The 23,300-nt window shown below is 62.9% G+C and carries 26 protein-coding genes; 17 read left to right on the forward strand and 9 right to left on the reverse strand.

Features of this window, described 5'->3' with window-relative positions; all coding sequences use genetic code 11:
* Positions 1 to 50: 50 nt before the first annotated feature.
* From EI171_RS37740 to EI171_RS37770, 7 genes are all read right to left on the reverse strand, one after another.
* Positions 51 to 680 carry a response regulator transcription factor gene (locus EI171_RS37740; RefSeq protein ID WP_161536293.1) on the reverse strand — a complete coding sequence of 210 codons (630 nt, stop codon included), beginning with the start codon at positions 678 to 680 and terminating at the stop codon, positions 51 to 53.
* A gap of 70 nt (positions 681 to 750) precedes the next feature.
* Positions 751 to 1,944, reverse strand: coding sequence for an ATP-binding protein (locus EI171_RS37745; RefSeq protein WP_161536294.1), 1,194 nt, complete (start codon positions 1,942 to 1,944; stop codon positions 751 to 753).
* Positions 1,945 to 2,603: 659 nt separating this feature from the next.
* A complete protein-coding gene (locus EI171_RS37750) occupies positions 2,604 to 3,422 on the reverse strand; it encodes an outer membrane beta-barrel protein (RefSeq protein WP_161536295.1) in 819 nt (272 codons plus the stop codon).
* Between the two features lie 263 nt (positions 3,423 to 3,685).
* The gene (gene arcA, locus EI171_RS37755) at positions 3,686 to 4,948 is read right to left on the reverse strand and encodes an arginine deiminase (protein ID WP_161536296.1); all 1,263 of its coding nucleotides are present in this window, start codon (positions 4,946 to 4,948) and stop codon (positions 3,686 to 3,688) included.
* Between the two features lie 26 nt (positions 4,949 to 4,974).
* Positions 4,975 to 6,408 (reverse strand): basic amino acid/polyamine antiporter, encoded by a 1,434-nt coding sequence (locus tag EI171_RS37760; RefSeq protein ID WP_011090046.1) that lies wholly within the window; start codon positions 6,406 to 6,408, stop codon positions 4,975 to 4,977.
* Between the two features lie 143 nt (positions 6,409 to 6,551).
* On the reverse strand, positions 6,552 to 9,614 hold the full coding sequence (locus EI171_RS37765; protein WP_161536297.1) for an efflux RND transporter permease subunit: 3,063 nt from the start codon (positions 9,612 to 9,614) through the stop codon (positions 6,552 to 6,554).
* Positions 9,611 to 10,666, reverse strand: a complete 1,056-nt coding sequence (locus tag EI171_RS37770; RefSeq protein WP_161537149.1) for an efflux RND transporter periplasmic adaptor subunit — start codon at positions 10,664 to 10,666, stop codon at positions 9,611 to 9,613. Before EI171_RS37770 ends, EI171_RS37765 begins: the two co-directional genes overlap by 4 nt.
* A gap of 376 nt (positions 10,667 to 11,042) precedes the next feature.
* Here EI171_RS37770 and EI171_RS37775 point away from each other — a divergent pair, with 376 nt between their 5' ends.
* The 9 genes from EI171_RS37775 to EI171_RS37810 all read left to right on the forward strand — a co-directional run bounded on the left by EI171_RS37775 (position 11,043) and on the right by EI171_RS37810 (position 16,363).
* A complete protein-coding gene (locus EI171_RS37775; RefSeq protein WP_028172887.1) occupies positions 11,043 to 11,246 on the forward strand; it encodes a DUF3551 domain-containing protein in 204 nt (67 codons plus the stop codon).
* A 35-nt stretch (positions 11,247 to 11,281) separates the two neighbouring features.
* A complete protein-coding gene (locus EI171_RS45090; RefSeq protein ID WP_131234198.1) occupies positions 11,282 to 11,470 on the forward strand; it encodes a hypothetical protein in 189 nt (62 codons plus the stop codon).
* A 25-nt stretch (positions 11,471 to 11,495) separates the two neighbouring features.
* A complete protein-coding gene (locus tag EI171_RS37780; RefSeq protein WP_011090050.1) occupies positions 11,496 to 12,011 on the forward strand; it encodes a Na+/H+ antiporter subunit E in 516 nt (171 codons plus the stop codon).
* A complete protein-coding gene (locus EI171_RS37785; protein ID WP_161536298.1) occupies positions 12,004 to 12,294 on the forward strand; it encodes a monovalent cation/H+ antiporter complex subunit F in 291 nt (96 codons plus the stop codon). Before EI171_RS37780 ends, EI171_RS37785 begins: the two co-directional genes overlap by 8 nt.
* Positions 12,291 to 12,584 carry a monovalent cation/H(+) antiporter subunit G gene (locus EI171_RS37790; protein ID WP_161536299.1) on the forward strand — a complete coding sequence of 98 codons (294 nt, stop codon included), beginning with the start codon at positions 12,291 to 12,293 and terminating at the stop codon, positions 12,582 to 12,584. The genes EI171_RS37785 and EI171_RS37790 overlap by 4 nt, the downstream gene beginning before the upstream one ends.
* A complete protein-coding gene (locus EI171_RS37795; protein ID WP_011090053.1) occupies positions 12,581 to 13,525 on the forward strand; it encodes an MnhB domain-containing protein in 945 nt (314 codons plus the stop codon). The genes EI171_RS37790 and EI171_RS37795 overlap by 4 nt, the downstream gene beginning before the upstream one ends.
* On the forward strand, positions 13,522 to 13,863 hold the full coding sequence (locus EI171_RS37800; RefSeq protein WP_011090054.1) for an NADH-quinone oxidoreductase subunit K: 342 nt from the start codon (positions 13,522 to 13,524) through the stop codon (positions 13,861 to 13,863). The genes EI171_RS37795 and EI171_RS37800 overlap by 4 nt, the downstream gene beginning before the upstream one ends.
* Complete coding sequence (locus EI171_RS37805) at positions 13,863 to 15,641, forward strand: complex I subunit 5 family protein (RefSeq protein ID WP_161536300.1); 1,779 nt, start codon at positions 13,863 to 13,865, stop codon at positions 15,639 to 15,641. The genes EI171_RS37800 and EI171_RS37805 overlap by 1 nt, the downstream gene beginning before the upstream one ends.
* Before the next feature lie 218 nt (positions 15,642 to 15,859).
* Positions 15,860 to 16,363: a DUF1269 domain-containing protein gene (locus tag EI171_RS37810; RefSeq protein ID WP_011090056.1), complete on the forward strand. Its 504-nt coding sequence runs from the start codon at positions 15,860 to 15,862 to the stop codon at positions 16,361 to 16,363.
* Between the two features lie 15 nt (positions 16,364 to 16,378).
* On the opposite strand, the gene EI171_RS37815 is transcribed toward EI171_RS37810, so the two are convergent.
* Positions 16,379 to 17,077, reverse strand: coding sequence for a Bax inhibitor-1/YccA family protein (locus tag EI171_RS37815; protein WP_161536301.1), 699 nt, complete (start codon positions 17,075 to 17,077; stop codon positions 16,379 to 16,381).
* 260 nt (positions 17,078 to 17,337) lie between these two features.
* Between EI171_RS37815 and EI171_RS37820 the strand changes: the two genes are divergently transcribed.
* The 4 genes from EI171_RS37820 (at position 17,338) to EI171_RS37835 (ending at position 20,312) form a co-directional block, all read left to right on the forward strand.
* Positions 17,338 to 17,535 carry a hypothetical protein gene (locus tag EI171_RS37820; protein WP_161536302.1) on the forward strand — a complete coding sequence of 66 codons (198 nt, stop codon included), beginning with the start codon at positions 17,338 to 17,340 and terminating at the stop codon, positions 17,533 to 17,535.
* A gap of 186 nt (positions 17,536 to 17,721) precedes the next feature.
* Positions 17,722 to 19,161, forward strand: a complete 1,440-nt coding sequence (locus tag EI171_RS37825) for a basic amino acid/polyamine antiporter (RefSeq protein ID WP_161536303.1) — start codon at positions 17,722 to 17,724, stop codon at positions 19,159 to 19,161.
* A gap of 30 nt (positions 19,162 to 19,191) precedes the next feature.
* Entirely contained in the window at positions 19,192 to 19,431 is a 240-nt protein-coding gene (locus EI171_RS37830) for a hypothetical protein (RefSeq protein WP_161536304.1), read from the forward strand.
* A 41-nt stretch (positions 19,432 to 19,472) separates the two neighbouring features.
* Positions 19,473 to 20,312, forward strand: coding sequence for an AI-2E family transporter (locus EI171_RS37835; RefSeq protein WP_246740348.1), 840 nt, complete (start codon positions 19,473 to 19,475; stop codon positions 20,310 to 20,312).
* Here EI171_RS37835 and EI171_RS37840 read toward each other — a convergent pair.
* Complete coding sequence (locus tag EI171_RS37840; RefSeq protein WP_161532241.1) at positions 20,285 to 21,406, reverse strand: IS630 family transposase; 1,122 nt, start codon at positions 21,404 to 21,406, stop codon at positions 20,285 to 20,287. The genes EI171_RS37835 and EI171_RS37840 overlap by 28 nt on opposite strands.
* 38 nt (positions 21,407 to 21,444) lie before the next feature.
* On the opposite strand from EI171_RS37840, the gene EI171_RS37845 reads away from it, so the two are divergent.
* From EI171_RS37845 to EI171_RS37860, 4 genes are read left to right on the forward strand one after another with little or no spacing between them, the layout of a single operon-like run.
* Positions 21,445 to 21,726, forward strand: coding sequence for a LexA family transcriptional regulator (locus tag EI171_RS37845; RefSeq protein ID WP_126262178.1), 282 nt, complete (start codon positions 21,445 to 21,447; stop codon positions 21,724 to 21,726).
* Positions 21,727 to 21,745: 19 nt separating this feature from the next.
* Positions 21,746 to 22,060 (forward strand): AI-2E family transporter, encoded by a 315-nt coding sequence (locus EI171_RS37850; RefSeq protein ID WP_246740349.1) that lies wholly within the window; start codon positions 21,746 to 21,748, stop codon positions 22,058 to 22,060.
* An 11-nt stretch (positions 22,061 to 22,071) separates the two neighbouring features.
* Positions 22,072 to 22,671 (forward strand): hypothetical protein, encoded by a 600-nt coding sequence (locus EI171_RS37855; RefSeq protein WP_161536305.1) that lies wholly within the window; start codon positions 22,072 to 22,074, stop codon positions 22,669 to 22,671.
* Positions 22,672 to 23,157: a DUF992 domain-containing protein gene (locus EI171_RS37860; protein ID WP_161536306.1), complete on the forward strand. Its 486-nt coding sequence runs from the start codon at positions 22,672 to 22,674 to the stop codon at positions 23,155 to 23,157.
* The last annotated feature ends 143 nt before the right edge of the window (positions 23,158 to 23,300 follow it).

The following is a 23,300-nucleotide window of genomic DNA, read 5'->3' on the forward strand; positions in this document are numbered from 1 at the left end:
AATGTACCGACGTGGCCGGCTTCAAGGAGACCCCACGGACCGACGCGCCGTCATGCCTCAACCAGCTGCGCGCGAACGGCGTACCGGACCAGACCTGCGGTTGAGTTCACGTCCAGCTTGCGCATCGCGGCCGCTCGATGTGCCTCAGTCGTCTTGACGCTGAGGTTCAAGATCGCGCTGATGCCCTTGTTGCTGTAGCCTTCGGCCACCAGCTTGACGACAAGCTGCTCGCGTGGCGTAAGCCCACGGCCCCGGTCTGCTTCGCCGCCCGCGCCGTGATCCAGCTCGTTCCGGCAGCTTTCGCTGCAGAACCGCTTATGCGCCAAAAGCGCGTCCACGGCCGCCAATAGCGATCTGTTCGCATCCGACTTCGCCAGAAAAGCGCGTGCGCCGGCCTCGAACGCCTGCTGCGCGAGCAGACCGGACTTGTGCACCGTGAAAATCAGAACCTCCGTCTGCAGCGGATAGTCCCTGATCCGCCGCGCAACCTCCACTCCCGTCATTCGCGGCATGGAGAAGTCGACGATAGCCACATGCGGCCGGCTTTCGATTGCCGCAGTCAGCGCCTTGCTGCCGTCGTTCGCTTCGGCAACCACCTCCCAATCCGCCCGCTGTTCGAGCACCGCTCGCAAGCCCAATCGCACCGCCTCGTGATCATCCGCGATAAGAAAGCGTTTCATGGCAGAGCACTCCAATGTCGCTATACGGCAGCCATGTCCACCCGCTACCGATAACCTTCTTCTTCTTGCCTCAGTGGGTGCCAGCTTGGGCCCTCCCGAAGCCCGTGGCCTTTCGCCGGCCAGGCTTGTTCGTCGTCAGCCCATGCGGAAACACCGCGCGCAGGATGGTGCCGGAGAGCTGTGTTGCCGGATCGGAGTGGATATCCAATGACCCTCCGATCTGTTCGAGCCGTGCCCTCATCGCGGGAATGCCGACGCCGACGGATATGGTTTTCGCACCTTGCTTCGCGTAGTCGGCGCGCATCCCCCGCCCATTGTCGGTGACCGTCAGTCGAAAACGAGCGCCGATGGCGTCGATAACGATGCTCACCTCCGTCGCTTGCGCGTGGCGGAATATGTTCGTGAGGGCTTCCTGGACGATCCGCAGCAAGGCGCGTTGCTTCTCGTAAGGTAGCCTATCGACGTCGGGCACGATCCTGGTCGTGACCCGCAACGAGGTGCGGGCCGCAAAACCATCAGCGTAGTGCTCGATCGCGGCCTTGAGTCTGTCGATCGTCAGATTCTGGGGGTGTAGCAGATAGGAAAAGGCACGGATTTCCCTGAGTGCCTCATCGATAGACGCGTCGATCTCACCGCAAAGCCGTTCGGCGCCGACCGCGTCGCTCATTTCACGCCGGAGCCGCATGAGACCGAGACTCGCGGCAATCAAATGCTGACATGTCGAATCATGGAGATCGGAAGCAATCCGCTGCTGGATATCCTCCTGGATGGACGCCAGATTGGCAATGACTTGAACATCATCGACACCTTCGGTCGCGGTTTCGAATGCACCATGGCGCACGGTACGATGGCTGCCGATCAGCCGGATCGCGCTACCCGCCACAGGATCCACAACCGGAGCGATGGTCGTCTCCATATTTTGCCGCCGGTCGCCAAATGCGAGACGATGGCGAATCCTCACTTCCGTTCCTTCCGCGAGACAGGCGCGAAGGGCTTCATAGATGGATCTGGCGTCATCCCTGCTCATGCAGCTGGAGACGTCCATCTCCCTGATGTCTTCGGACGAGATGCCGAGATGCTGCTCGAATGCCGGATTGATCCCCTCATAGACGAAGCGACGGCCAGGCGAAGGGCGCACGACGAAGAGAAAGTCAGCCGAGCTCATCCAGTACAGCCGGTCGCTGGCCTCTTCGAAATCGAGCCGGAACGACCCTGTGCCGCTGGTTCGAATTGGCTCGGAAGCGGGAAAGCTATGAGGCTTCACGGTACGCGCTCACTCTGCTGCGGCAACGCCCGACATTGAAGCTCGATATCGAGAGTCGCCGTCCTGCCCCGCAGGCGGGGCATCACCCTGGATCAGAGTACGCCCGTGGGGTCCGCAGATTATACACCGTTAGGTTGATCGCGCCATAAGTAGAAGTAGCGCGAGATTAGAATCTCGAATTCGTGAGGGGAGACCTGAAGGGATCAAATATGCGGTTCGTGCCAGACCATTCGGCACTGGACTCAAAAGAGATGCAACAAATGCTAAAGTGCCGCCAATGGCCTTCACGAAACGGCGCGAGAGGATAACAGCTTCCCTGATACGCAAGCAGCGCCCTCCGAGAATCATGCATATCGTTCTCGGATCAACATCGGACGACACTCTACCAGGCGCTAGCGGGTTCCGGCTCCGCTCGCGCTGGATTTCCTTTTCTTTCCGGCCTTCGCGCTCGGAGAAGGCTGCTGAGGCGGCGCGATCACCAGCGGATGAGACGGCACTTGGAGGCGGTGAGTGGCGGCGTCGTCCCTGAGTGCATCAGTATCCAGGCGCTGGCTTCGGTCGACAGAATCGCGCGGGTCTGCGACGGCGGCAGACGGCGCCGCTAGCCCAACGGCGACTCCCATCAGCACCCACGCGCATTTCATCATCTTGCAGGCCCCTCAAAAAGCGAAGTCAAGTCGAGGACCGATCCTGAGGTCCCGGTAGCGCCGCACAGCAACGTTCGATGTACGCGCTTCGTACAACACACTGGTCGTCAGCGACACGTTGCTGGTAAAATTGTACTTCACACCCAGGTCCGCCGAGTAGATCTGGTCTTGCCGCCCCCGGTTCAGCCCGTCTGTGAACCAGAAGGCTTCGAACAGCGGCGTGCTCACGATTGACCATTTCGGATCGAGCTTGACTTCGATGCCAAGCAACGCATCGAAGCGCCAGCGGCGAGCTTCCGCAAGGTCGGAAAACCGGTAGGTCACAAGCAACAGCGGCGAGAGTGTCACATTATTCATGCGGAAGTCGCGCGCCACTGAGCCCATCACGTCATGCGAGGTGAAGGCAAGGTCCCGGTAGACTCCATCGAAATCGTATCGGTTCTCGTAGATGGCGGAGAAGCGCCAGCCGTCCCAATTCTCCGTCAGGCGCGCTCCCACGCGTGCGACTGCAGCATTGCCATCCTTCTCCGTCGCGAATGCCTCGTATTGGGCGCGGGCGTAGAGCCGGTATGAAAGGTCATTGGTCAGATTCCCGTCCAGCCTGACGCTCACGTCGGGCTCATAGTAGAGATCCGATTTGCGGTTGTCCCGGCTGAACAAAGCATTGTCGGTGAAAGTCGGCGCGACGGAACCGACGACGCTCCACGACGGAGCGGAGTAATACGGCACGGGACTGCTCGCCTTCAGCTCGGTGAGATCAACATCCGCGGCCCACGCGGTGCTTGTTCCAAACAATCCAACGACCGGCAACAGAACGATAGATCCACGCATGGCATGCCCCGATGGCTTCTGCGTACACCAGGAATCGCCTTAGATTGGGCAACGATTGTGGCGTGTTAGTGATAGGACTTTAAATCAGGGATTGAACCGACAGATTGCCATTTCGTAAAATGCCGGAAGCTCCCGACGCTGCGAAAGAGACGCCGGGGAACTCACGCTGCACGTGACCCGATCGGCTGCGTTGCCTCCAAGCAAAGGCGGAACCGCGCGCGCGCGTGGCACGCTGGCCTCGCGGCCGACCCCGCTCGATCCGCCTAGTAGTCCACCGCGTCCCTGGTGATCGGACAGGTCATGCAATGACCGCCTCCCCGGCCCCGCCCCAGCTCTGCACCGACGATGGTGATCACCTCGATCCCTTCCTTGCGCAGCAAGGTGTTGGTGTAGGTATTGCGGTCATAGGCAAACACCACGCCCGGGGACGCGCAAACCAGGTTAGCGCCGCTGTCCCATTGCGTTCGCTCGCGCATATAGGCGTTGCCGCCGGTCTCGACCACGCGCAGCTTCTTCAGGCCGAGGGCTTCAGCCACGACGTCCACGAACGGCTTTTCGTCCCTGCGCAGCTCGAGGCCGGCGGAATTGTCGGCCGGCCGGTAGGAAAAGGCCGCGATGTTGTTGACGATGTCGGGATAGAGCAGAACGCAATCTCGGTCCGCGAACGTGAAGACGGTGTCGAGATGCATCGCGGCGCGGAGCTTCGGCATTGCAGCCACGATCACGCGCTCGGCCGCCTTTTTCTTGAACAAGGCCGCGGCGACCTGGCTGATCGCCTGCCGCGAGGTGCGCTCGCTCAACCCGATCAGGACGTTGCCTTTGCCGATCGGCATCACGTCGCCGCCTTCCAGCGTCGCCAGACCGTGATCCCGCGTCGGATCGCCCCACCAGACATTGACCTTGCCGGCGAAATCCGGATGGAACTTGTAGATGGCGGTGGCGAGAATCGGCTCTTCATGCCGCGCCGGCCAATAGAGCGAATTCAGAGTGACCCCGCCGTAGATCCAGCATGTCGTGTCCCGCGTATACAAGGTGTTGGGGAGCGGCGGCAGCAGATACTCGGTCATGCCGGCGGCCTCGCGGACGAGCTTGAGCATCTCGCCGCCATGGGCGTCCGGGAAGTCATGGGTCGAAACGCCCCCGATCAGCGTCTCGGCCAGATCGCGCGGCGTGAGGCTCTCCAGATAGCCCCGCAGTTCGTCGACGAGACCGAGACCGACCTGATCGGGAACAACCTGGTTGTCGAGGATCCACTTCCGGGCCTCGGGGATCGCAACTGTCTCGGTCAGCAGGTTGTGCATCTCGACCACGTCGACACCGCGATCACGCATCTTCTGGACGAAATCGAAATGATCGCGCTTGGCGTTTTCGACCCACAGCACATCGTCAAACAGCAGCGTGTCGCAATTGGAGGGCGTGAGGCGCTGATGGGCGCGGCCGGGTGAGCAGACCATGACCTTGCGGAGCTGACCGACCTCCGAATGAACGCCAAAGGCTCTGTTGGATTCCGATGCCTGCTTTGCCATGGGACTGCCCTTGTGGGTTGCCTTGCCTAGATCGTGATGTAGCCGGTGGCCAATCCGTGGATTCCGACAGCCGCGCCGACGGCGGCTGCGATGAAGATGCCCCACTCGACGGCCGTGAAGACCCTGGCCTTCTGTTCCAGGCGCGCCCAGAAATAGAGCGCCGTGCCAGGCGCGTAGAGGATCAAGGACAGCAGCAGAAACTTCATTCCGGCCGAATAGATCAGGAACAGCGTGTAGATGACGGCGATGCCGGCAAAGATCGTGTCGCGCGTTCGCTCGCTGCCGCTCTTCTCATAGGTCTCGCCCCGCCTGACGAGCAGGAGCCCGTAGGCCGCGACGAGGAAGAACGGAATGAGTGACATCACGCTCGTCAGATTGAGCATCAGCGCGAAGGCATCCTGCGACCAATAGGTGCTGATGACGAAGAGCTGGACGATCACGTTGGTGAGCCAGAGCGCCGCGGCCGGCACCTTGTTCGCGTTCTCCGTGCCGAACAATGCCGGCATATCCCTGGTCCGGCCGGCGGCGGAGAGCACCTCGGCACAGATCAGCGACCAGGCGAGATAGGCCCCCAACACCGAAACCAGAAGTCCAATGCTGACGAAGATCGCGCCCCAATGCCCGACCACGGCCTCCAGGACCGTCGCCATGGACGGTTGCCGCATGCCGGCGATCTCGGCGCGGAGAAGCACGGCGTATGGCAGCATGGTGACGAGCACCATCAGGCTCGTGACGATCGCAAACCCCAGCAGGGTCGCAGCACCGACATGCGCGCGCTCCTTGGCGTAGCGTGAATAGACGCTGGCGCCCTCGATGCCGAGAAAGACAAACACCGTGACCAGCATGGTGGCGCGGATCTGCTCGAACAGGCCCTTGTCCGGCATGCCCTCGCCGCCCCAGAAATTGCCGCGGAACATGTCGGCGTTGAACGAGAATATCAGGATAACGATGAAGACCAGGATCGGCACGATCTTGGCGACAGTGACGATGGTGTTGATCGCGGCCGCCTGCTGCACGCCGCGCAGGATCATGAAGTGGAACAGCCAAATTCCGATCGAGGCGACGATGATTGCGGTGACCGTGTTGCCATCCCCAAAGACCGGAAAGAAGGCGCCCAAGGTCGACTTGATGAGGACCCAATAGGATACGTTGCCGATGCAGCTGCCGATCCAGTATCCGAATGCCGACAAGAAGCCGGGATAGTCGCCAAATCCTTCCTTCGCATAGGCATAGACGCCGGCATCGAGCTCGGGCTTTCGCTCGGCCAGCGCCTGGAACACCCGCGCGAGGGTGTACATGCCGCCGCCGGCAATGCACCAGGCGAAGATCGCGCCAAACGGACCGGTGGCGATGCCGAAAGTTCTCGGCAGCGAGAATATCCCCGAGCCGACCATCGAGCCGACCACCATCGCGGTCAATGCGAACAGGGAGAGCTTTTGGATTGACGGCGTCCCAGTCATATGAAGACCTCGCGACGCGCGGGTGCGCGGCATCCTGGCCGAGCGACTTTGCCGGCGGTCGCACGATGCGCCTTGGGCGACACCTGGAATATCGGGTGATTACCTAGTCGAGCGTCGGGATTTCCCTCGCCGGAAACAGCCGCTCAAGACGACGGTGGAGCGGAGGCCATGGCTGGTCCCTTCTCCCCGAACCAGGTCACATACAATGTCGGCAGCAAGACAAGCGTCAGCACGGTCGCGACCAGCAGGCCGCCCATGATTGCGACGGCCATCGGGCCCCAGAATACGGTTGGAGCAATCGGGATCATGCCGAGAACGGTCGACACCGCCGTCAGCATGATGGGACGGAAACGGGAGCTGCTGGCATCCACCGCCGCGTCCCATGGGCTCTTGCCCTGCGCGCGCTCCGCATCGATCTGGCTGATCAGAATCACCGCGTTCTTGCTGATCATGCCGAGCAGGGCGAGAACGCCGAGAATGGTGACAAAGCCCATCGGCCTGCCGGACAGCAACAGCGCGGCCACAACGCCGATCATCCCGAGCGGGGCCACGCTAACGACCATGACCAGCCGCGGGAAGCTCTGCAACTGGACCATCAGAACGGTGAACATCACGAACAGCATCATGGGCACCACAGCGAGCACGGAGGCCTGCGATTTCCGGCTCTCTTCCACGGTCCCGCCGACGGCCACGCCGTAGGATGCAGGAAGCGTCTTCCTCAGCTTTTCGATCGCGGGCGATAGGGCATCCACCACCGTATCTGGCAGCGTTCCACCGCCGATGTCGGCACGCACCGTCAGGGTCGGAATACGGTCGCGCCGCCAGATCAGGGGATGCTCCTGATGATATCCGAATGTCGCAAACTGGCTGAGCGACACCGTATTTCCTCCAGGCAGCGGCACCTGGAGCGTGCGCAGGTTGGACAGCGAAATGCGCTGTTCGTCGATAGCCCGGGCCACCACGTTGACCAGATAGATGTCGTCGCGGACCTGGGTGACGACTGCGCCAGATATCACGGTGTTCAATACGCTCGATATCGCCTGCGAGCTCAGGCCGAGACGGCGCGCTTCATCCTGATCGACGTAAATCCGCAGCTGGCGCTCCGGCTCCATCCAGTCAAAGTTGATGCTCTTTGTCCTGGGATCGGAGGCAACGATCTGCCCGACCTTGAGCGCAATCTCACGTACCTGCTCCACATCGGGTCCGCCAACGCGATATTGCAGCGGCCATCCGACAGGGGGGCCGAGGCCGAGAGGCGCAACCGACGCGACGGCCGCCGGAAACTCCTCCGCGAGAAGACGCTCCAGCCTCGCCTGCAGGCGCTCGCGCGCTGCGACGTCCTTTGCCACCACAACCGCCTGCGTGAAGGAATCGTTCGGAAGCTCCACGCTCAGTGGAAGATAGAAGCGGATCGCGCCGCGCCCCACATTGGTGCTCCAATGACGGACGTCCGGATCGGCGGCCAATGCTGCATCCAGGCGCTTGGCTGCCGTCTCGCTCGCATGGATCGATGCATTCTGCGGCAGGGTGAGGTCCACAAGCAATTCGGGCCGATCGGACGACGGAAAGAACTGCTGCGGGATCAACGGAAGCGCGAGAACGGACGCGGCAAAGAGCGCCAGCGAGATCGCAATCGTCGGCCACTTGGCGCGCATCGCCAGCGTCAGAAAATTCCGATAGAAACGGAACATCGCGCCAGGCTCGGCAGCCCCCTTCTGCACCGGCGGGACGAGAATGACGACACCCAGCAAGGGCGTGAAGACCACGGCAACGAGCCACGACACCAGGAGCGCGATCGCAACCACCGCAAACAGCGAGAACGTATATTCGCCGGCCGAGCTCGCGGCAAACCCGACCGGGATGAAGCCCGCGATCGTCACCAGCGTTCCGGCGAGCATGGCAAAGGCATGACTGCGGTAGGCAAACGTCGCAGCGTCGACCTTGCTGTCGCCTTGCGCCAGCCGATTGAGCGTTGCGTCGGTGGTCGTCATCGCGTCGTCGACCAGCAGTGCGAGCGCGATGATCAGCGCTCCCAGCGATATTCGCTGCATGTCGACGCGAGCGATCTCCATGATCGGAAACACGATGGCCAGCGTCAACGGAATGGCAAGCGCGATGATGAGGCCGGGACGGATTCCGAGGCTGATGAAGCTCACCACCAGGATGATGGCGATAGCCTGAAGGAGCGAGGTCATGAATTCGCCGATCGCGCCTCCCACCACGACGGCCTGGTCGGCAACGAGGATCGGCTCGATTCCAATCGGGAGATCGGCGGTGATCTCCGCCATCACCTTCTTGACGTTTCGGCCGAGCGCAAGAATGTCGCCGCCGTCGCGCATTGCGATGGCAAGCCCGATTGCGGGCTGGCCGTTGACCCGGAACATCGGTTGCGGCGGATCCACGTAGCCGCGCCGCACCTGCGCGATGTCGCTCAGCCGAATCGTGCGCCCTCCTGCGACGAAATTGACGCTGGCGATGTCCTGCTCCGACTGAAAACCGCCCGACACCCGCACGGAGATGCTTTCCTTGCCGGTCTGGATCACGCCCGCCGGGCGGACGATATTCTGCGATTGCAGCGCGGCGAGCAGAGCCGCCCGATCGACGCCCAAGGTCGCGAGCTCCTGCTTGGAGAATTCGACGAAGATCACTTCGTCCTGCGCACCCAGGAGTTCGATCTTTGACACGTCCGGGACCTGAAGCAATCGAGAACGGATGCGCTCGACGTGATCCCGCAACTCCCGTTGCGTGAAGCCGTCGCTGGTGAAGCCGTAGACGATGCCGAACGTGTCACCGAAGTCGTCATTGAAGCCCGGACCGACAACTCCGGCAGGCAAGGTGTGCCGCATGTCGCCGATGCTCTTTCTCACCTCATACCAGGTGTCGGAAACCTGCCTCGCGTTCGCACTTCCTTCCAGGTTGACGAAAATGGTGACGAGACCCGCCCGGGTGAAGCTGCGCAGGAAGTCCAGATGGGGCGTCTCCTGCAATTGGCGCTCGAGCCGCTCAGTCACCTGCTTCATCGTCTCTTCGGCCGTTGCCCCCGGCCAGGCCGCCTGAACGACCATGGTCTTGATGGTGAAGGAGGGATCCTCGTTTCGACCAAGCCGGAAATACGCCAGGCCCCCGGCGATCACGGCAACGATCATGACATAGACGACAAGCGAACGATGCCTGAGGGCCCAGTCGGAGAGATTGAGCCCGGTCATGGCTCTGCCCCGAGCACCCGCACCTTCTGGCCCGGATGAAGCGCCTGCACGCCCGCGGTGACGATGATCTCTCCGGCGTCCAACCCCTGCGAGACGATGACCTGTGCCTGGTCGAAACGCAGGATATCAACATTGCGCGCCGAGACGAGGTTCGTCGACGGATCGACAATCCACACCGCCGGCTGTCGATTTATCCGCGTCAACGCGGTTGCCGGTATGTCGATCACCGGACCGGAACTGGTTTCGACGCGGCCATTGACAGTCGCGCCGAGCCGCATCGCCGCCGGTGGATCCGTCAGGCCGACCTTAACCTCGAAGGTGCGGGTGACCGGATCGGCTTGAGCCGCGATCTGACGAATGCGGCCTCGCGCCGTAATCTTCGGATCATCCGTCAGGCTGACGGTGACCTGCACGTCGGCTGGGGCTGATCTGACCATCTGAGCGGGAACATCGAAGATCGCGTCGCGGCCGTCCTGCCTGGCGATCCGCGCGATCATTTGTCCGGCCTGAACGACCTCGCCGGCCGACGGCCCCGTCGCGGTGATCTTGCCCGGCGCGTCGGCTCGCAGTTCGGTGAAACTGACGAGATCGTGCGCAGAGCTCAATTGCGCCTCCGCCGCCTCGACCTGCGACTGGGCGGTCTGTCGTGCTTGCGTCGCCGCCTCGAAATTGGCACGCGTGGTCCACCCTTGTGCCAACAGAGTCTCCTGGCGTTCGTAATGGTTGCGTGCCTGCGTCAACTGGCCCTGTGCGGCGGAAAGAGCGGCCTTCGCCTGTCGCAATGTGCTCAGCTCGTTCTGAGGCTCGAGTTGGGCCAGCAACTGCCCGGCCTCGACCCTGTCACCGAGCCTGGTGTCGTTCGCAAGCAGACGTCCGGAGATCCGGAAAGCGACGCTGACTTCGTCCTCCGCCTCGATGCGCCCCGTGAAGGTCAGCGGCACCAGGCTCTCACGCTTCTCGATCGTCGTGGTCCGGACCGGACGCGGAGACGATTCCTTGGTTTCCACTTGACGGTCACACGCAGCCAGGACCGACGCGGATGCAGCCGCCATCAGCGTCAATGCAATGGCTTGCCGAGATGTCGTTCGGCGACCGCGCATAGCCAAGCTCCTGAAACGTTGCCGGGCAGGTCCGCCTTTCCCGAGGTTGCGATTTCGCGATATCGCCCCTCGGTATTCTTGCCCAGGGGATCGGCCGCACACATCGGCAAATCTACTCGGTGCGGCCGGATGCAATCGCGGTTACGGCGCAACGCAAACGCAGGCAGAAACCCGACGAGGCGTGACAATCCGTCGGAGAGCGCTCTAGGGAATTCCTGACGCCTGATCAGGCAATCACCCAATATCGCCGGTCTCATCAAGAGCGCACGGTTGCACACCCAGATGAAGCGATCGAGCGCGTCGGCTTGATGAATCAGGAGGGTTCAAGATGCGAAAGTTGATCCTAGTTGCAGCGGCGATCTCGGCAATGCTGACCATCGCGCCACAGACTGCATCGGCACAGACCCAGCAGAACCAATGGTGCTCCAAGTTCAAAGGGATGGTGAACTGCAAGTACTCCACCCAGGATCAGTGCCAGGCGTCCCGGAGCGGAAGAGGCGGCACCTGCTTCCCTCGGCAGGCGTCACGCTAGTTGCGTGGCAGGGCAGCGAGAGCCCATCCAGGGCGATGGCGTCGAACGATCCGCTCGTGGACGCCATTCGAACCGGTGTGGATGCTGTTGTATCGCTACGCCAACCCCCGTTTCGACACATCGACGGGTTCTCGGCTGCGGCCGCCGACAGCGCCGCCGCCGGAATCCCGTCCTTCAATGCACAAGGCCTGGTTTTCGAAACATCGCAGAACGGCGCGAGCTGACCCGCCGCCAGCCGAGGACTCCGACGTGAGCGGACCCTCAGGAAAACGAGACGCGCGTACGGGCGTCGGGGCGTCCTGGCGAAGCGCGGCGTCCCGAGCGGCATGGTTCCTCTGCCTTTGGCTCGTGCTTGCCGGCACCTCTGTCGATGACATTCCTGCCGCAACAATCGCCGTCGCGACGGCAACCTGGACGAGCTTGCGTTTGCTGGAGCCTGGCACGTCGCGGCGCTCACCTCGCGCCATCCTCCGACTGGCGCTTCTGTTCCTGTACCAGTCCATTGTGGCCGGAGTGGACGTCGCAAGGCGCGCACTCGATCCCGGCCTGCCGCTGCGCCCGGGATTTGTCGCGTATCCAACCCGTCTTCCGCGTGGCCTGCGTCGCAACGTGTTCGCAACGCTCACCAGCCTGTTGCCAGGCACCGTGCCGGCAGGAGAGGAGGAGGCGCAACTCCTCTATCACTGCCTCGACGTCGATCAGCCCGTGATCGCCGAACTTGATCAGGAGGAGGCGGCCTTGGTTCGAGCGCTTTACAATGACTGAGTTCCTGACGGTCGTGGTCGGTTTCATTCTGGCAATGCTGGCGCTTGGACTGTTGTCGATCCTGCGGGGCCCCGGCGACGCCGACCGGGTCATGGCGACGCAACTGATCGGGACCGGAGGCATTGCGGCGCTGCTGCTGCTCGGCACCGTTGCGAGCATACCCGCAGCGATCGACGTGGCTTTGACCCTGGCGCTGCTCGCCACCTTCGCCTCCATCGCGTTCGTCAAGAAGGGGCTTTCCCGCTTCGAGGCCGATGGGACCGCATCAACGGAGGACGAATGAGCCTCGCACGCGACGTGATGACGATTGCAGCAGTGTCGGCCGGCGCGTTCTTTTTTCTGGCCGGCACGGTCGGCCTGCTTCGCTTTCCCGATACCCTGACGCGTCTGCACGCGCTCACCAAGGCGGACAACCTCGGCCTCGGCCTGGTCGTGCTCGGACTGCTCCCGCAAGCAGCGGGTCTTCGCGACGGGTCGAAGCTGGTTGGTATCTGGCTGCTCGGCCTGCTCGCGGGCGCCACCGTCTCGCAACTGATTGCGCGCGCGGCGCGCCAAGGCCAGTTGAACCGATGAGCATTGCGACGGTCTTTGAAATTGTCCTTGCCGCGGTCGTGCTGACCCTCGGCGTCTGGACGATCGTCGTGCCCGAGACGTTTTCGGCCACGGTCGGGTTCGTTGCCTATGGACTGCTGGTGGCACTGATCTGGGTACGCCTCGACGCTGCCGACGTTGCGCTGACCGAGGCCGCAATCGGCGGCGGCCTCGGTGGCGTCTTGCTGCTGAGCGCGGCGGCGCGATTGCGGGATGCCGACATGATGGCGGACGAAGCGCCAGGCAAACTGCTGCGAGCGGGCGCCGCAGCGCTGTCCGTGCTGACGGCTGCGGCGCTGGCCGGCGCGGTCCTGTGGCTGCCCGATTCCGCTCCGACGCTTGCTCCGGCTGCTGTTGCAAATGCCTGGGCAACGGGTCTGTCCAACCCCGTCACCAACGTGCTCATGGCGTTCCGCGCCATGGATACGATGCTCGAGAAGATCGTGCTGTTGCTGGCCATCGTCGGCGTTTGGTCGCTTGCGCCTGACAGTGCGTGGGGCGGCCGTCCCGGGCCGCGCCACCAAGCCGATCCACGTGGCGTTCTCGCCTTTCTTGCGCGGCTGCTGCCGCCGGTTGGCATCGTCATCGGGATCTATATCCTCTGGACCGGTTCCGACCATCCCGGCGGAGCTTTTCAGGGCGGCGCGATTCTCGCGTCGATGTGGCTGCTGGCCGTCATGGCCGGATTGGCGGACACACCGCTCGTGAGCGATCGATCGGTACGGTTCATCCTCGTTGCCGGGCCCGGCCTGTTCCTGCTCGTCGGCCTTGCCGGCCTTCTGTTTGGCGCCGCGTTCCTATCCTATCCGCCAGCGCTGGCCAAGCCGCTGATACTTGGCATCGAGGTCGCAATGACCCTGACGATCGCAGCGACGCTCGGACTGCTGCTCGCCGGCGTACCGGAACGGGGCATGGAGCCGTGAGCGGCGTGACGGTGTTCGGATTGTGCGCTGCTGCCACGGTCGGACTTGGGCTCTACGGCCTGATCACGAAGCCCCAGCCCCTCCGCAAGATCATCGCCTTCAATCTGCTCGGCAGCGGCGTATTCCTCCTGTTCGGCGTCGTTGGACGGCGCGGTGCGGCGGCGGGGATCGGCAATGATCCGGTGCCGCAAGCCCTGGTGATCACCGGCATCGTCGTCGCGTTTTCCGCAACGGCTTTGGCGATTGCACTGCTGCTGCGGCTGTTCCAGACGAGTGCCTCCATGGCGCCGCGCAGTCGCGCCTCGCCGCGCGATGACCCAGATCAGGCCGGTGGCTGATGCTGCCCCCTGCCCCAGCGCTGGACGCGACAACAACCCCAAGCGGCTTCCTGCTGGTGCTGTCGATTGCCATACCCATCGCGGGTGTTCTGCTAGCCTTCGTTCTGGGCGAGCGACACATCAGGCTGGTCGCATTCGCGACGATCCCGCTGGGGCTGGTGATCGTCGTGGCGATTCTGGCAGCAGTTGCGCAGCGCATGGGCCCTCTCGTTTACCTGCTCGGCGCCTGGCCGCCGCCGCTGGGGGTGGCGCTGCGCGCGGACGGATTGTCGGCCGTGATGCTTGCGGCGACCGCAGTCGTGATCTCCGCAGTCGCCGTCTATGCCGGTACTGAATTCTCCGTGACAACGACGGAGGCGCGCGCGCCATTCGTGTTCTGGATCCTGCTGCTGGCGGTCTGGGCCGCGCTGAACACAATCTTTGTCGGTGGAGACCTCTTCACGCTTTATGTTGCCCTGGAATTGCTGACATTCGCCGCGGTGCCGCTGGTCTCGCTGGATGGCCGTCCGGAGACCCTGCGCGCGGCGATACGCTATCTGCTCTTCGCATTGCTCGGCTCCGTGCTCTATTTGCTGGGCACGGCGCTCCTCTATGGTCTTCATGCCACCCTGGATATCGTGCTGTTGTCGCACCGGATTGGAGCACAGCCTGCCTCGCTCGTCGCGGCGGCATTGATGACATCAGGTCTTCTGGCCAAGACCGCACTCTTTCCGTTGCATCTCTGGCTGCCGCCTGCCCACGCAGGCGCGCCGGCTGCCGCTAGTGCGATCCTGTCTGGCCTCGTCGTGAAGGGATCTTTCTTCATCATCGTGCGGCTCTGGTTCCAGGTGATGCCCGGGCTGCCTGGTTTCGCCGCCGCACAACTGCTCGCCGCGCTGGGAGCTGCGGCAATCGTGCTCGGAAGCGTCCTCGCCTTGCGCCAGGAGCGACTGAAGCTCCTGATCGCGTATTCGACGCTGGCCCAGATCGGGTATCTCTTCCTGATGTTTCCGCTCGCGTTCAATGCCTCGGGTCATCTGGAGAGTGGCGAGGCCCTGGCGGGCGGCCTGCTGCAGGCTGCCTCTCACGCCACCGCAAAGGCGGCGATGTTCATGGCCGCCGGATCGATCTACGCCGGGCTGGGCCACGATCGCATCGCGGGGCTCGGCGGTATCGCGCGCGTCCTGCCCTTGAGCGTCCTGGCGTTTGCCATCGCCGGCATCGCGCTGATGGGCGTGCAGCCGAGTAGCGCGTCCCTGGCGAAAGACCTGTTGCTTCAGGCCGCGACCGAGAGGGAGCAATGGTGGTGGGCGGTCGTGCTCCAGGCAAGCGGGGCGTTCACTGCCTCCTATGTCGTGCTGGTTCTGGCTCATGCGCTGGTCCCTCCGGACAAGTCTGTTGTATTGACCGACCCGGCACCGCGCCTTCCGGACGTGGCGGTGCTCGTGCTGGCGCTCTGCTCGTTATTGCTTGGCCTCGTGCCCTGGGAACTGTTTCTGCCTGTCCAGCGCATCTCGCCGTCAGGTCTCTTAGATCTCGAAACTCTCTCCAAATTCCTCTTGCCTCTCCTGGGAGGCGTCGTGCTGGCAATCCTGCTCCGCCCCTGGCCGCACCCGCTTGCGTCTTCGGTGCGTTGGAGGCTCGCCATCGGCGTGTTCGATTCATTCCGGCGCGGCTGCTGCGCGTTCGGTGGCTATGTTGAAAGGGGCAACGGTGTCCTCTGCGAGTGGCCGGCGGCAAGCATCTGCCTTCTCATGCTGGCCCTGCTGTTCGGCGTGTTGATGCTTGTGGCCGCGTGAGGCGCCGGCTCATGCATCGGCCGGGAACAGGTGAGGCCCAAGAACAGGTCAGGCCCAAGTGTTCCCCATCGCCATGATCAGGAACATTCATCCCGACGCCTCAGGGTTTTCTCCGATCCCGCGCCGGTGAACCGACGGCTAATCTCTGACAACGCATCCCGCCAGCGGCGCTGGCGTACCAGGCTTGGCCGGGAGTTGCGATCCAGCAGGAGGTCTTCATGTCCGATTTAGTGGCGATCGTATATCCATCCGAAGCGAAGGCTGAGGAAGTTCGTCAACGGCTGCTCAACCTGCAGAAGGAATATCTGATCACGATCAGCGATGCCGTGATCGCCGTGAAGACCGATTCCGGGGGCATCAAGCTCAATCAACTCGTCAACACGACGTCGATGGGAGCGGTAACCGGTGGTTTCTGGGGGCTTCTGATTGGCATGATTTTCCTCAATCCGATCCTCGGTGTCGCCGTCGGCGCGGCCTCCGGCGCGCTCGGCGGCGCGTTATCCGATTTCGGCATCGACGACTCCTTCATGAAGGAATTGTCAGCGTCGCTCCACACCGGCAACGCCGCCCTGTTCGTCCTGATCAAGAGTATGACCGCCGACAAGGTACTGAAGGAGATCAAGGACGCCGGAGGGACCGTGCTGAAGACGTCTTTGGATGATACCAGGGAACAGGCCCTGCGCGACGCGCTAGCAAGCGCCGCGGAGCGACCGGCGGCCTGACAGCCCTTTGGCCGCTCAGCGCCGGCTGCCGGCCAGACGCAGCAGCATCATGAACAGGTTGATGAAGTTGAGATAGAGCGACAGCGCTGAAATCACCGACTTGCGGCCAGCCGACGTTTCATCGTCCCCGCTGTCGTACATCGCCTTGATCCGCTGGGTGTCGTAGGCCGTGAGCCCCGCAAAGACGCCGACACCCACGACCGAGATCAACCAGTCGAGCCCGCTTGATTGCAGGAAGAGGTTCACCAGGCTGGCAATGATGACCCCGATCAGGCCCATGAACAGGAAAGTGCCGAGACCGGACAGGTCACGCCTTGTGGTGTAGCCGAATACGCTGAGCGCTCCGAACATCGCGGCCGCGATGAAAAACACGCGCGTGATCGAGGCGCTGGTGTAGATATGCAGCAGTATCGAGAGTGAGACCCCGACCAGCGCGGCATAGATGAAGAACAGAAGCCGCGCCGTCGCCGCCGACAGCGTATTGATGCGCGCGCTGATGAAAAAGACCAGCGCGAGCGGCGCCAGTATGAAGACCCACATCAACGGACTCTGCAGCAATGCGGGACCGGTGAGCTGATAGGTCAGCCAGGCCACAACGGCGGTCACGCCGACGCCGGCGGCCATGTAGTTGTAGATGCGCAGCATGTAGCCGCGCAATCCAGCGTCCACCGCGATTGCGTCAGAGGTCGCCAGGTTCTGATCGTAGTTTGACATCGCTTGCCTCCTCGCGGAGCCGTTGGGAGGCAGCGACCCTATTCCTCTGCCCTCGCACGGGATATCGGACAATCACCTGATATCCCGGGGGCACGATCACCCTACTCGGCCTGCAAATGTGGCACGCCGGCCCTTCAGTTGTGGCGATTTCCGCCTTACGGAATCGTAAGATGGTGCTGCCGCTTGCGTTCGTCCTTCCGAGCACGCCCCTTACGCATTTGTCACTGGAAGCGGCACGCTTTCCGGCCTAATCGGCCGACATGCGGTACTTCTTTCACATCGTCGACAAATACGGCCTCTCGCCGGACGAGAGCGGATGCGAGCACGTTGACCAGCACGCGGCGATGCTGCATGCCCGTCGCATTGCAGAAGAACTGGCCAAGGCCGGGGAATTCGTCCGGTCGAGCTTCGTGTTTGTGGCCGATACTGCTCCCGGACTTTCGTCCGGTCGCAACTGAGGAAAGACGAGGCTGGCCGGACCAGGTTCGGCCTACTGGTTTCCTGCCACTGCTCTCTACATAGAATCACGGATGTTCGAGCAGAAGGGCTGCTCCTAAGGTCTTCGCCAAGGGGTGGCCGGCGCTCCACCGTCGCAAAGGTTTGTCGCGCCTGCCCGATCTCCGATTGGAAGGCCAGCTTGCACCATGGCGCCTCCATCGAGCCAGGCCGATCAAAGGCTCTCCCGGAATGCGCTCATCGCGCTCGTGATCGGGTCGATGGTCGGTTCCGGTATCTTTGCATTGCCTGCAGCGTTCGGGCGGACCACGGGCGCGCTCGGAGCGATGATCGCCTGGGTCATCGCGGGCACAGGCATGCTGATGCTCGCCTTCGTGTTTCAGACCTTGTCACAGCGCAAGCCGGACCTCGATGCCGGCATCTATGCCTATGCCAGGGCCGGATTTGGCGACTATATCGGCTTTGCTTCGGCCGTCGGATACTGGATCGGTTGCTGCCTTGCCGACGTCGCCTGCCTCGTCCTGATCAAGGCGACGCTCGGACAGTTTTTCCCGGTCTTCGGCGACGGCACGACGCCAGTGGCGATCGCTTCTGCGTCCGTCCTGCTCTGGGGCGTGCACATTCTGCTGCTGCGCGGCATCACGGGGGCAGCCGCGCTCAATACGATCGCGACCTACGCCAAAATCATCCCGATACTATTGTTCATCGTCGTCGCCGTCATCGCCTTCGACGGCGCGCTCTTCTCCATGAATTTCTGGGGGACGGAGCAGCCGGGCATTTCGAAGGTGGTCGCGCAGGTTCGCGGCACGATGCTGCTGACGGTGTTCGTGTTCGTCGGAATTGAAGGCGCGAGTGTCTACTCCCGTTACGCCCGGAGCCGCACCGATGTCGGATTCGCAACCCTTGCCGGCTTTCTGACGGTTCTGTGCCTCCTCGTCCTCGTGACGCTCCTGTCGTACGGCGTGCTGCCACGAGCGGAGCTGGCGGATCTCCCGACACCATCCATGGCCGGCGTGATGGAGGCGGTCGTCGGCCGCTGGGGCAGTGTGTTCATCAGCGTGGCACTCCTGATCTCGGTCCTCGGCAACTACCTGTCCTGGTCGCTGTTGGCGGCCGAGATCCTGCATTCCGCCGCGATCCACCGCACCATGCCCTCCTTTCTCGCCACGGTGAACGTGTACAAGGTCCCTGCCGGCGCGCTCTGGCTCACCAACTGCGTCATCCAGATTTTTCTGCTCGTCACCTGGTTTGCGGAATACGCATTCACGCTTGCCTTGAAGATGACGAGCGCGATGACGCTGATCCCATATTTCTTTGTTGCGGCGTACGGCCTGAAGCTCGCCTGGACCAGCGAGGCCTATCACGCCGGCGAGCACGCCCGGATTGTCGACTGGATCCGCTCGGCCATCGCGACAGTTTACGCGGCCGGCATGATCTACGCAGGCGGGCCCAAGTTTCTCCTGCTGTCGTCGATCCTCTATGCGCCCGGCACGTTGCTGTTCCTTCTCGCAAAACGCGAGCGCAAGGAAGCGATCTTCCGGCCGTTCGAAATCATCCTCTTTGCAGCGATCACGATCGCCGCATGCGCCGGCGTCTACGCGCTGGCCACCGGAGCCATCTCGATTTGAGTCCTTGTCCCTGGTTACATGGAGGCGGATATGAGCACCCGGGCCATCTGTAGCGCCTTGATCCTCGGCGGATTGGTGGCGGTCTCCGCATATCCAACCCTGTCGCTGGCCCAGTCGACCGAGACCGGCGTGTCTGCCCAAAAAGATGCCGGCGCGCCGGCACCGAAGAGCGCAGCGCCCAACACCAATACGAACCCGACGAAGCACCGTTACTGGCGTCATCGCGGCGGAAAGCATCCGCACTATGGCAGCCGGCGCGTCCGGACCTAGGCGCAAACGACGATAGCCCACTCCAGCGATTGGACCGATCCATGAGCGAGTCCAGGACAGGACCGGAGAAGCTCCACGAGGTCGTTCTGCGCGACACGTCCGCCGATCTGCCGGACGCGCGACGCAGCATTCTCGCGACCGGGCTGACCCTGCTCGCCGCATGCGTCTTCCTGTTTCTGGCGTGGCAGACGGTGTCCAGTCTCCTGCTCATCTTCGCAGGCGTGTTGTTCGCCGCATTTCTGGACGCGTGCGCAAGGGCTCTGGCGCCGGTCCTTCCGCTCAATCGCGCCTGGCGCCTGACGCTGGTCCTGTTGCTGTTCTCCGCTCTGTCGGGGTTTGGAATGGTCTGGGGTGCGGGCAAGCTGCCGGAGCAGACGCGCCTCCTGCTGAAGGTCATGGACAGCCAGATCGACGTCCTGCAGGAGCATCTCCTGTCATATGGCGTTGACCTCCTCGGCCCGGAATGGGGCCGCGACTTTGCGCAATGGCTGTTCTCGGATCAGGGCCGTTTTCTCAGCCATGCACAATTTCTGCTCGGCGGAGCCTCAACTCTTCTGACCGGCGCGCTGGTGATCCTGTTCCTCGGGATCCTCTTTGCCTTCGATCCGAACAGCCATCGCGAAAGCCTGGTCATGCTGGTGAAGCAGTCCTATCGCGCGCGGACAAGAGCCGTCATGGACGAGATAGGCACCGTCATGCGGCTGTGGCTGGTCGGACAGCTCATCCGCATCATCCTGATGACGCTGTGGGTCTGGATCGCACTCTACCTCATCGGGCTGCCCGGTCCCTTCGTGCTCGGATTGCAGGCGGGCCTGTCGAATTTCATTCCCTATCTAGTGGTTCATCACAGTGATTATGACTCTTTGGCGGTGGCTGGATAGGCGCGGCCGAGTTTGGTGCGGGCTTTTTCTGTTGTGAACATCCATTTGATGCGGGCTCGGGTTTTATTCCGCCTCTTTTGCCATGCTGCGATCTCGTTTCGGAGCCTTTTGGGATCGTCGATGCGGCGGCCGAGACACTGACGCTGTAGCACGCTGATCTCGCACTCGACCATATTGAGCCAACTGGCGTGCTTCGGGGTGAAGTGGAATTCGAGGCGGCGCAGGATGCGCCGGGCCTCGGCGGGCGCGAAGGCCTCATACAGCGCCCCAGGCTTGTGGATCGACAAATTGTCCTGCACGACACGGATGCAGGCGGCGTCGGGATAATGGACGTCGACGAGATCACGCATGCAGTGGGCGTAGTCCACGGCGGCGCGGCGGTCGGTGACCTTGACGTTGCGCCAGCCCCGATGTGGATCGAAGGTGACGAAGAGATTGGCGGTGCCGTTGCGGCGATACTCGTAATCGTAGCGCTCGCGCTGTCCCGGTTGGGCCGGGACCGGCTGGCGCACCTCGCCGATCAGCTGGATGGGGGTCTCGTCGAAGCAGACCAGCGGCCGGGCGGGATTCTGCGTCTCGGCGTAGAGGTCGAGCACGTCCTCCATGCGGGCAACGTATTCGCCGTCGACATGGGGAATGCACCACATGTCCCTGCGCCACGGCTTGAGGTCGTTCTCGGCCAGCCGGCGACGCACGGTCTCGCCCGACAGGCTGTTGTGATCGGTGAGCTTGACCATCGTGTCGGCCAGCAGCGTCAGCGTCCAGCGTTTGCAGCCAGCGGGCGGCTTGGCGCATGCGGTCGCCACCAGCAGGGCTTCCTCCTTGCCGGTCAGCTTGCGCTCAGCGCCCGGACGCGGCTCCTCGCTCAGGGCCCGCTCCATATTGCCTTCCACGAAGCGGCGCCTGGTCCGGCCGACGGTGGAGAGGCTGACACTCACGGTCCGGGCAATCTCCTCGTCGCGGCAGCCTCCATCGGCCGCCAGCAAAATCTGCGCCCGCTTAAGCTTGCGGGCGGCGTGCTTGCCGCCGCCGAGCATCGCCGTCAGTTCGTCGCGCTCGGCTTGGCTCAATTCGACCCGATAACGTACATTCATGCTTTGCCTCCTTGTCGGAGGCCGGGACGAATCCAACGATGAGTCAAAAATCAGGCGCGCGCTTCACCGAGAAGCAGGGTTATTACCTGGCCTTCATCCATACCTACGCCCATATGTTCGGACGTCCCCCCGCCGAAGCCGACATCCAGCGCCACTTCCGCGTCAGCCCGCCTTCGGTCCATCAGATGATCGTCACCCTCGAACGAAACGGCTTCATCCGACGTCAACCCGGCGTCCCCAGAAGCATCGAAATCCTCGTGCCACCGGAAAGCTTGCCGATCCTCGAATGGCTCGGTATCAAAACGTCAAAATCACTGTGATGAACCACTAGGACCCATCGTGGCCGCGATTCCGATCGCGCTCGTCGCAATGCCGCTCGGCAGTTCGCTGCTGATCTGGGCCGTCCTGATCTACACGATCATCCAGTCAGTCGAAGGCTATGTGATCGGCCCGCTGATCCAGCGTCAGGCGGTCGAGATCCCGCCTGCCTGGACGCTGGTCGCCATCGTCATTCTGGGCGCGCTGTTCGGCGTCCTGGGCATTGCGCTGGCCATGCCACTGGTCGCGATCGGCCGTGTCGCAATCATCCGATTCTACGTCGAGGACTACCTTGGCGACGACCTCAAGCAGACATTCAACGGCGGTAGATCGTGACTGGATAGCCCATGAGCAAGATCGATGTACAACGGAACGTGGGTACGGAGCCTCCCTCGCCTCGTCCCGGAATGGCTCATTTCCTGTGGCAGCAGCTTCCTTATGTCGTGGCGCTGGTGCTCGCTATCGCAGGCGTCGCCTATACCAACGTCTCCCACCAGCCTCTCGTCGGCTACTGGGAATTCCTGGCGCTTGCCATCTGCGTCGTCTGCGTCGTTACCAAATGGCCGGAGGCCCAGGGCAAAGAGGCCCAGCTCCGATTGATCTGGACCCAGGCGCTGCATTGGATTGCCGTCCTGATCACAATGAACATCATACTGATCTCGGGCGTCCAGCAGTTGCTTCCGACACCGGCAACCGGCCTCGTCCTGCTGACGCTGCTCGCACTCGGCACGTTCCTTGCCGGCGTCAGCCTGTTGTCGCTGCAAATCTCGTTCCTGGGCCTCGCGATGGGCGTGGCCGTCTCGGCAATCTCCTGGCTGAAGCAGTCCGTCTTCTTCTTCCTGCTGGGCGCGGTGCTGCTGATCGGCCTCGGCATCACCTTCTGGCTCCGCCAGGACAGCCGACCGAGGATTGCGCCCTCCGACACCAACAGCCAAGTGGAGGCTTGAATGCGAAAGACACGGCCTGTTGCAGTCTTCGCCACATCCGCGCTGCTATGCATCGCCAACCTGCCCGCGCGCGCCGAAACGTTCAGGGTCGGCCGGCTCCTCTGCTTGAGCAACCCGCGCGTCGGGCTTGTGCTCGGATCGGTGCAGTCACTGCGCTGCACATTCTTTGCGAGAAACCCGCCGAGGCAGTTCATCTATGAGGGACGGATCCGGCGCGTTGGCCTCGATCTCGGCGTGACCAGTGCAGGCAGCCTGTCGTGGGCCGTGCTCGCCAAGAACTCGCGGATCGGCTCCGCCACCCTGCGCGGCAACTATGTCGGCGCGAGCGGCAGCTTGGCATTCGGCCCCGGTCTCGGCGCCAACGTCCTGATCGGCGGCTCGCGCAGGAGCGTGATGTTGCAGCCGCTGTCGATCGAGCGATCGATCGGAATCAATCTCGCGGCTGGTGTCACCAATCTGACGCTGGGTCCGCGCGGCAGCCGCTAGCTCGCAACCGCGATCCCGCGCGCGATCGCCGGATTCCGGTGGGCTCACGAGAACATTCCCACCCCGTCGCTCAGGGTTTCGTCGGATGTCGACGGCGCGGGCTCGAAGCTACCATCCCAAGCGTGCCGATCATCGCGCGGATC

Source organism: Bradyrhizobium sp. LCT2, from assembly GCF_009931255.1.
Lineage (GTDB): Bacteria > Pseudomonadota > Alphaproteobacteria > Rhizobiales > Xanthobacteraceae > Bradyrhizobium > Bradyrhizobium diazoefficiens.

What these genes read in the sequence shown, in the direction of transcription:
- EI171_RS37830 (WP_161536304.1), top strand. Translation starts at nt 19,192, where the DNA reads ATGAGCACCCGGGCCATCTGTAGCGCCTTGATCCTCGGCGGATTGGTG.
- EI171_RS37765 (WP_161536297.1), bottom strand. Translation starts at nt 9,614, where the DNA reads ATGACCGGGCTCAATCTCTCCGACTGGGCCCTCAGGCATCGTTCGCTT.
- EI171_RS37855 (WP_161536305.1), top strand. Translation starts at nt 22,072, where the DNA reads ATGAGCAAGATCGATGTACAACGGAACGTGGGTACGGAGCCTCCCTCG.
- EI171_RS37760 (WP_011090046.1), bottom strand. Translation starts at nt 6,408, where the DNA reads ATGACTGGGACGCCGTCAATCCAAAAGCTCTCCCTGTTCGCATTGACC.
- EI171_RS37805 (WP_161536300.1), top strand. Translation starts at nt 13,863, where the DNA reads ATGCTGCCCCCTGCCCCAGCGCTGGACGCGACAACAACCCCAAGCGGC.
- EI171_RS45090 (WP_131234198.1), top strand. Translation starts at nt 11,282, where the DNA reads ATGGCGTCGAACGATCCGCTCGTGGACGCCATTCGAACCGGTGTGGAT.
- EI171_RS37845 (WP_126262178.1), top strand. Translation starts at nt 21,445, where the DNA reads ATGAGTCAAAAATCAGGCGCGCGCTTCACCGAGAAGCAGGGTTATTAC.
- EI171_RS37795 (WP_011090053.1), top strand. Translation starts at nt 12,581, where the DNA reads ATGAGCATTGCGACGGTCTTTGAAATTGTCCTTGCCGCGGTCGTGCTG.
- EI171_RS37815 (WP_161536301.1), bottom strand. Translation starts at nt 17,077, where the DNA reads ATGTCAAACTACGATCAGAACCTGGCGACCTCTGACGCAATCGCGGTG.
- EI171_RS37740 (WP_161536293.1), bottom strand. Translation starts at nt 680, where the DNA reads ATGAAACGCTTTCTTATCGCGGATGATCACGAGGCGGTGCGATTGGGC.
- EI171_RS37825 (WP_161536303.1), top strand. Translation starts at nt 17,722, where the DNA reads ATGGCGCCTCCATCGAGCCAGGCCGATCAAAGGCTCTCCCGGAATGCG.
- EI171_RS37860 (WP_161536306.1), top strand. Translation starts at nt 22,672, where the DNA reads ATGCGAAAGACACGGCCTGTTGCAGTCTTCGCCACATCCGCGCTGCTA.
- EI171_RS37835 (WP_246740348.1), top strand. Translation starts at nt 19,473, where the DNA reads ATGAGCGAGTCCAGGACAGGACCGGAGAAGCTCCACGAGGTCGTTCTG.
- EI171_RS37790 (WP_161536299.1), top strand. Translation starts at nt 12,291, where the DNA reads ATGAGCCTCGCACGCGACGTGATGACGATTGCAGCAGTGTCGGCCGGC.
- EI171_RS37775 (WP_028172887.1), top strand. Translation starts at nt 11,043, where the DNA reads ATGCGAAAGTTGATCCTAGTTGCAGCGGCGATCTCGGCAATGCTGACC.
- EI171_RS37770 (WP_161537149.1), bottom strand. Translation starts at nt 10,666, where the DNA reads ATGGCGGCTGCATCCGCGTCGGTCCTGGCTGCGTGTGACCGTCAAGTG.
- EI171_RS37820 (WP_161536302.1), top strand. Translation starts at nt 17,338, where the DNA reads ATGCGGTACTTCTTTCACATCGTCGACAAATACGGCCTCTCGCCGGAC.
- EI171_RS37785 (WP_161536298.1), top strand. Translation starts at nt 12,004, where the DNA reads ATGACTGAGTTCCTGACGGTCGTGGTCGGTTTCATTCTGGCAATGCTG.
- EI171_RS37840 (WP_161532241.1), bottom strand. Translation starts at nt 21,406, where the DNA reads ATGAATGTACGTTATCGGGTCGAATTGAGCCAAGCCGAGCGCGACGAA.
- EI171_RS37810 (WP_011090056.1), top strand. Translation starts at nt 15,860, where the DNA reads ATGTCCGATTTAGTGGCGATCGTATATCCATCCGAAGCGAAGGCTGAG.
- EI171_RS37750 (WP_161536295.1), bottom strand. Translation starts at nt 3,422, where the DNA reads ATGCGTGGATCTATCGTTCTGTTGCCGGTCGTTGGATTGTTTGGAACA.
- arcA (WP_161536296.1), bottom strand. Translation starts at nt 4,948, where the DNA reads ATGGCAAAGCAGGCATCGGAATCCAACAGAGCCTTTGGCGTTCATTCG.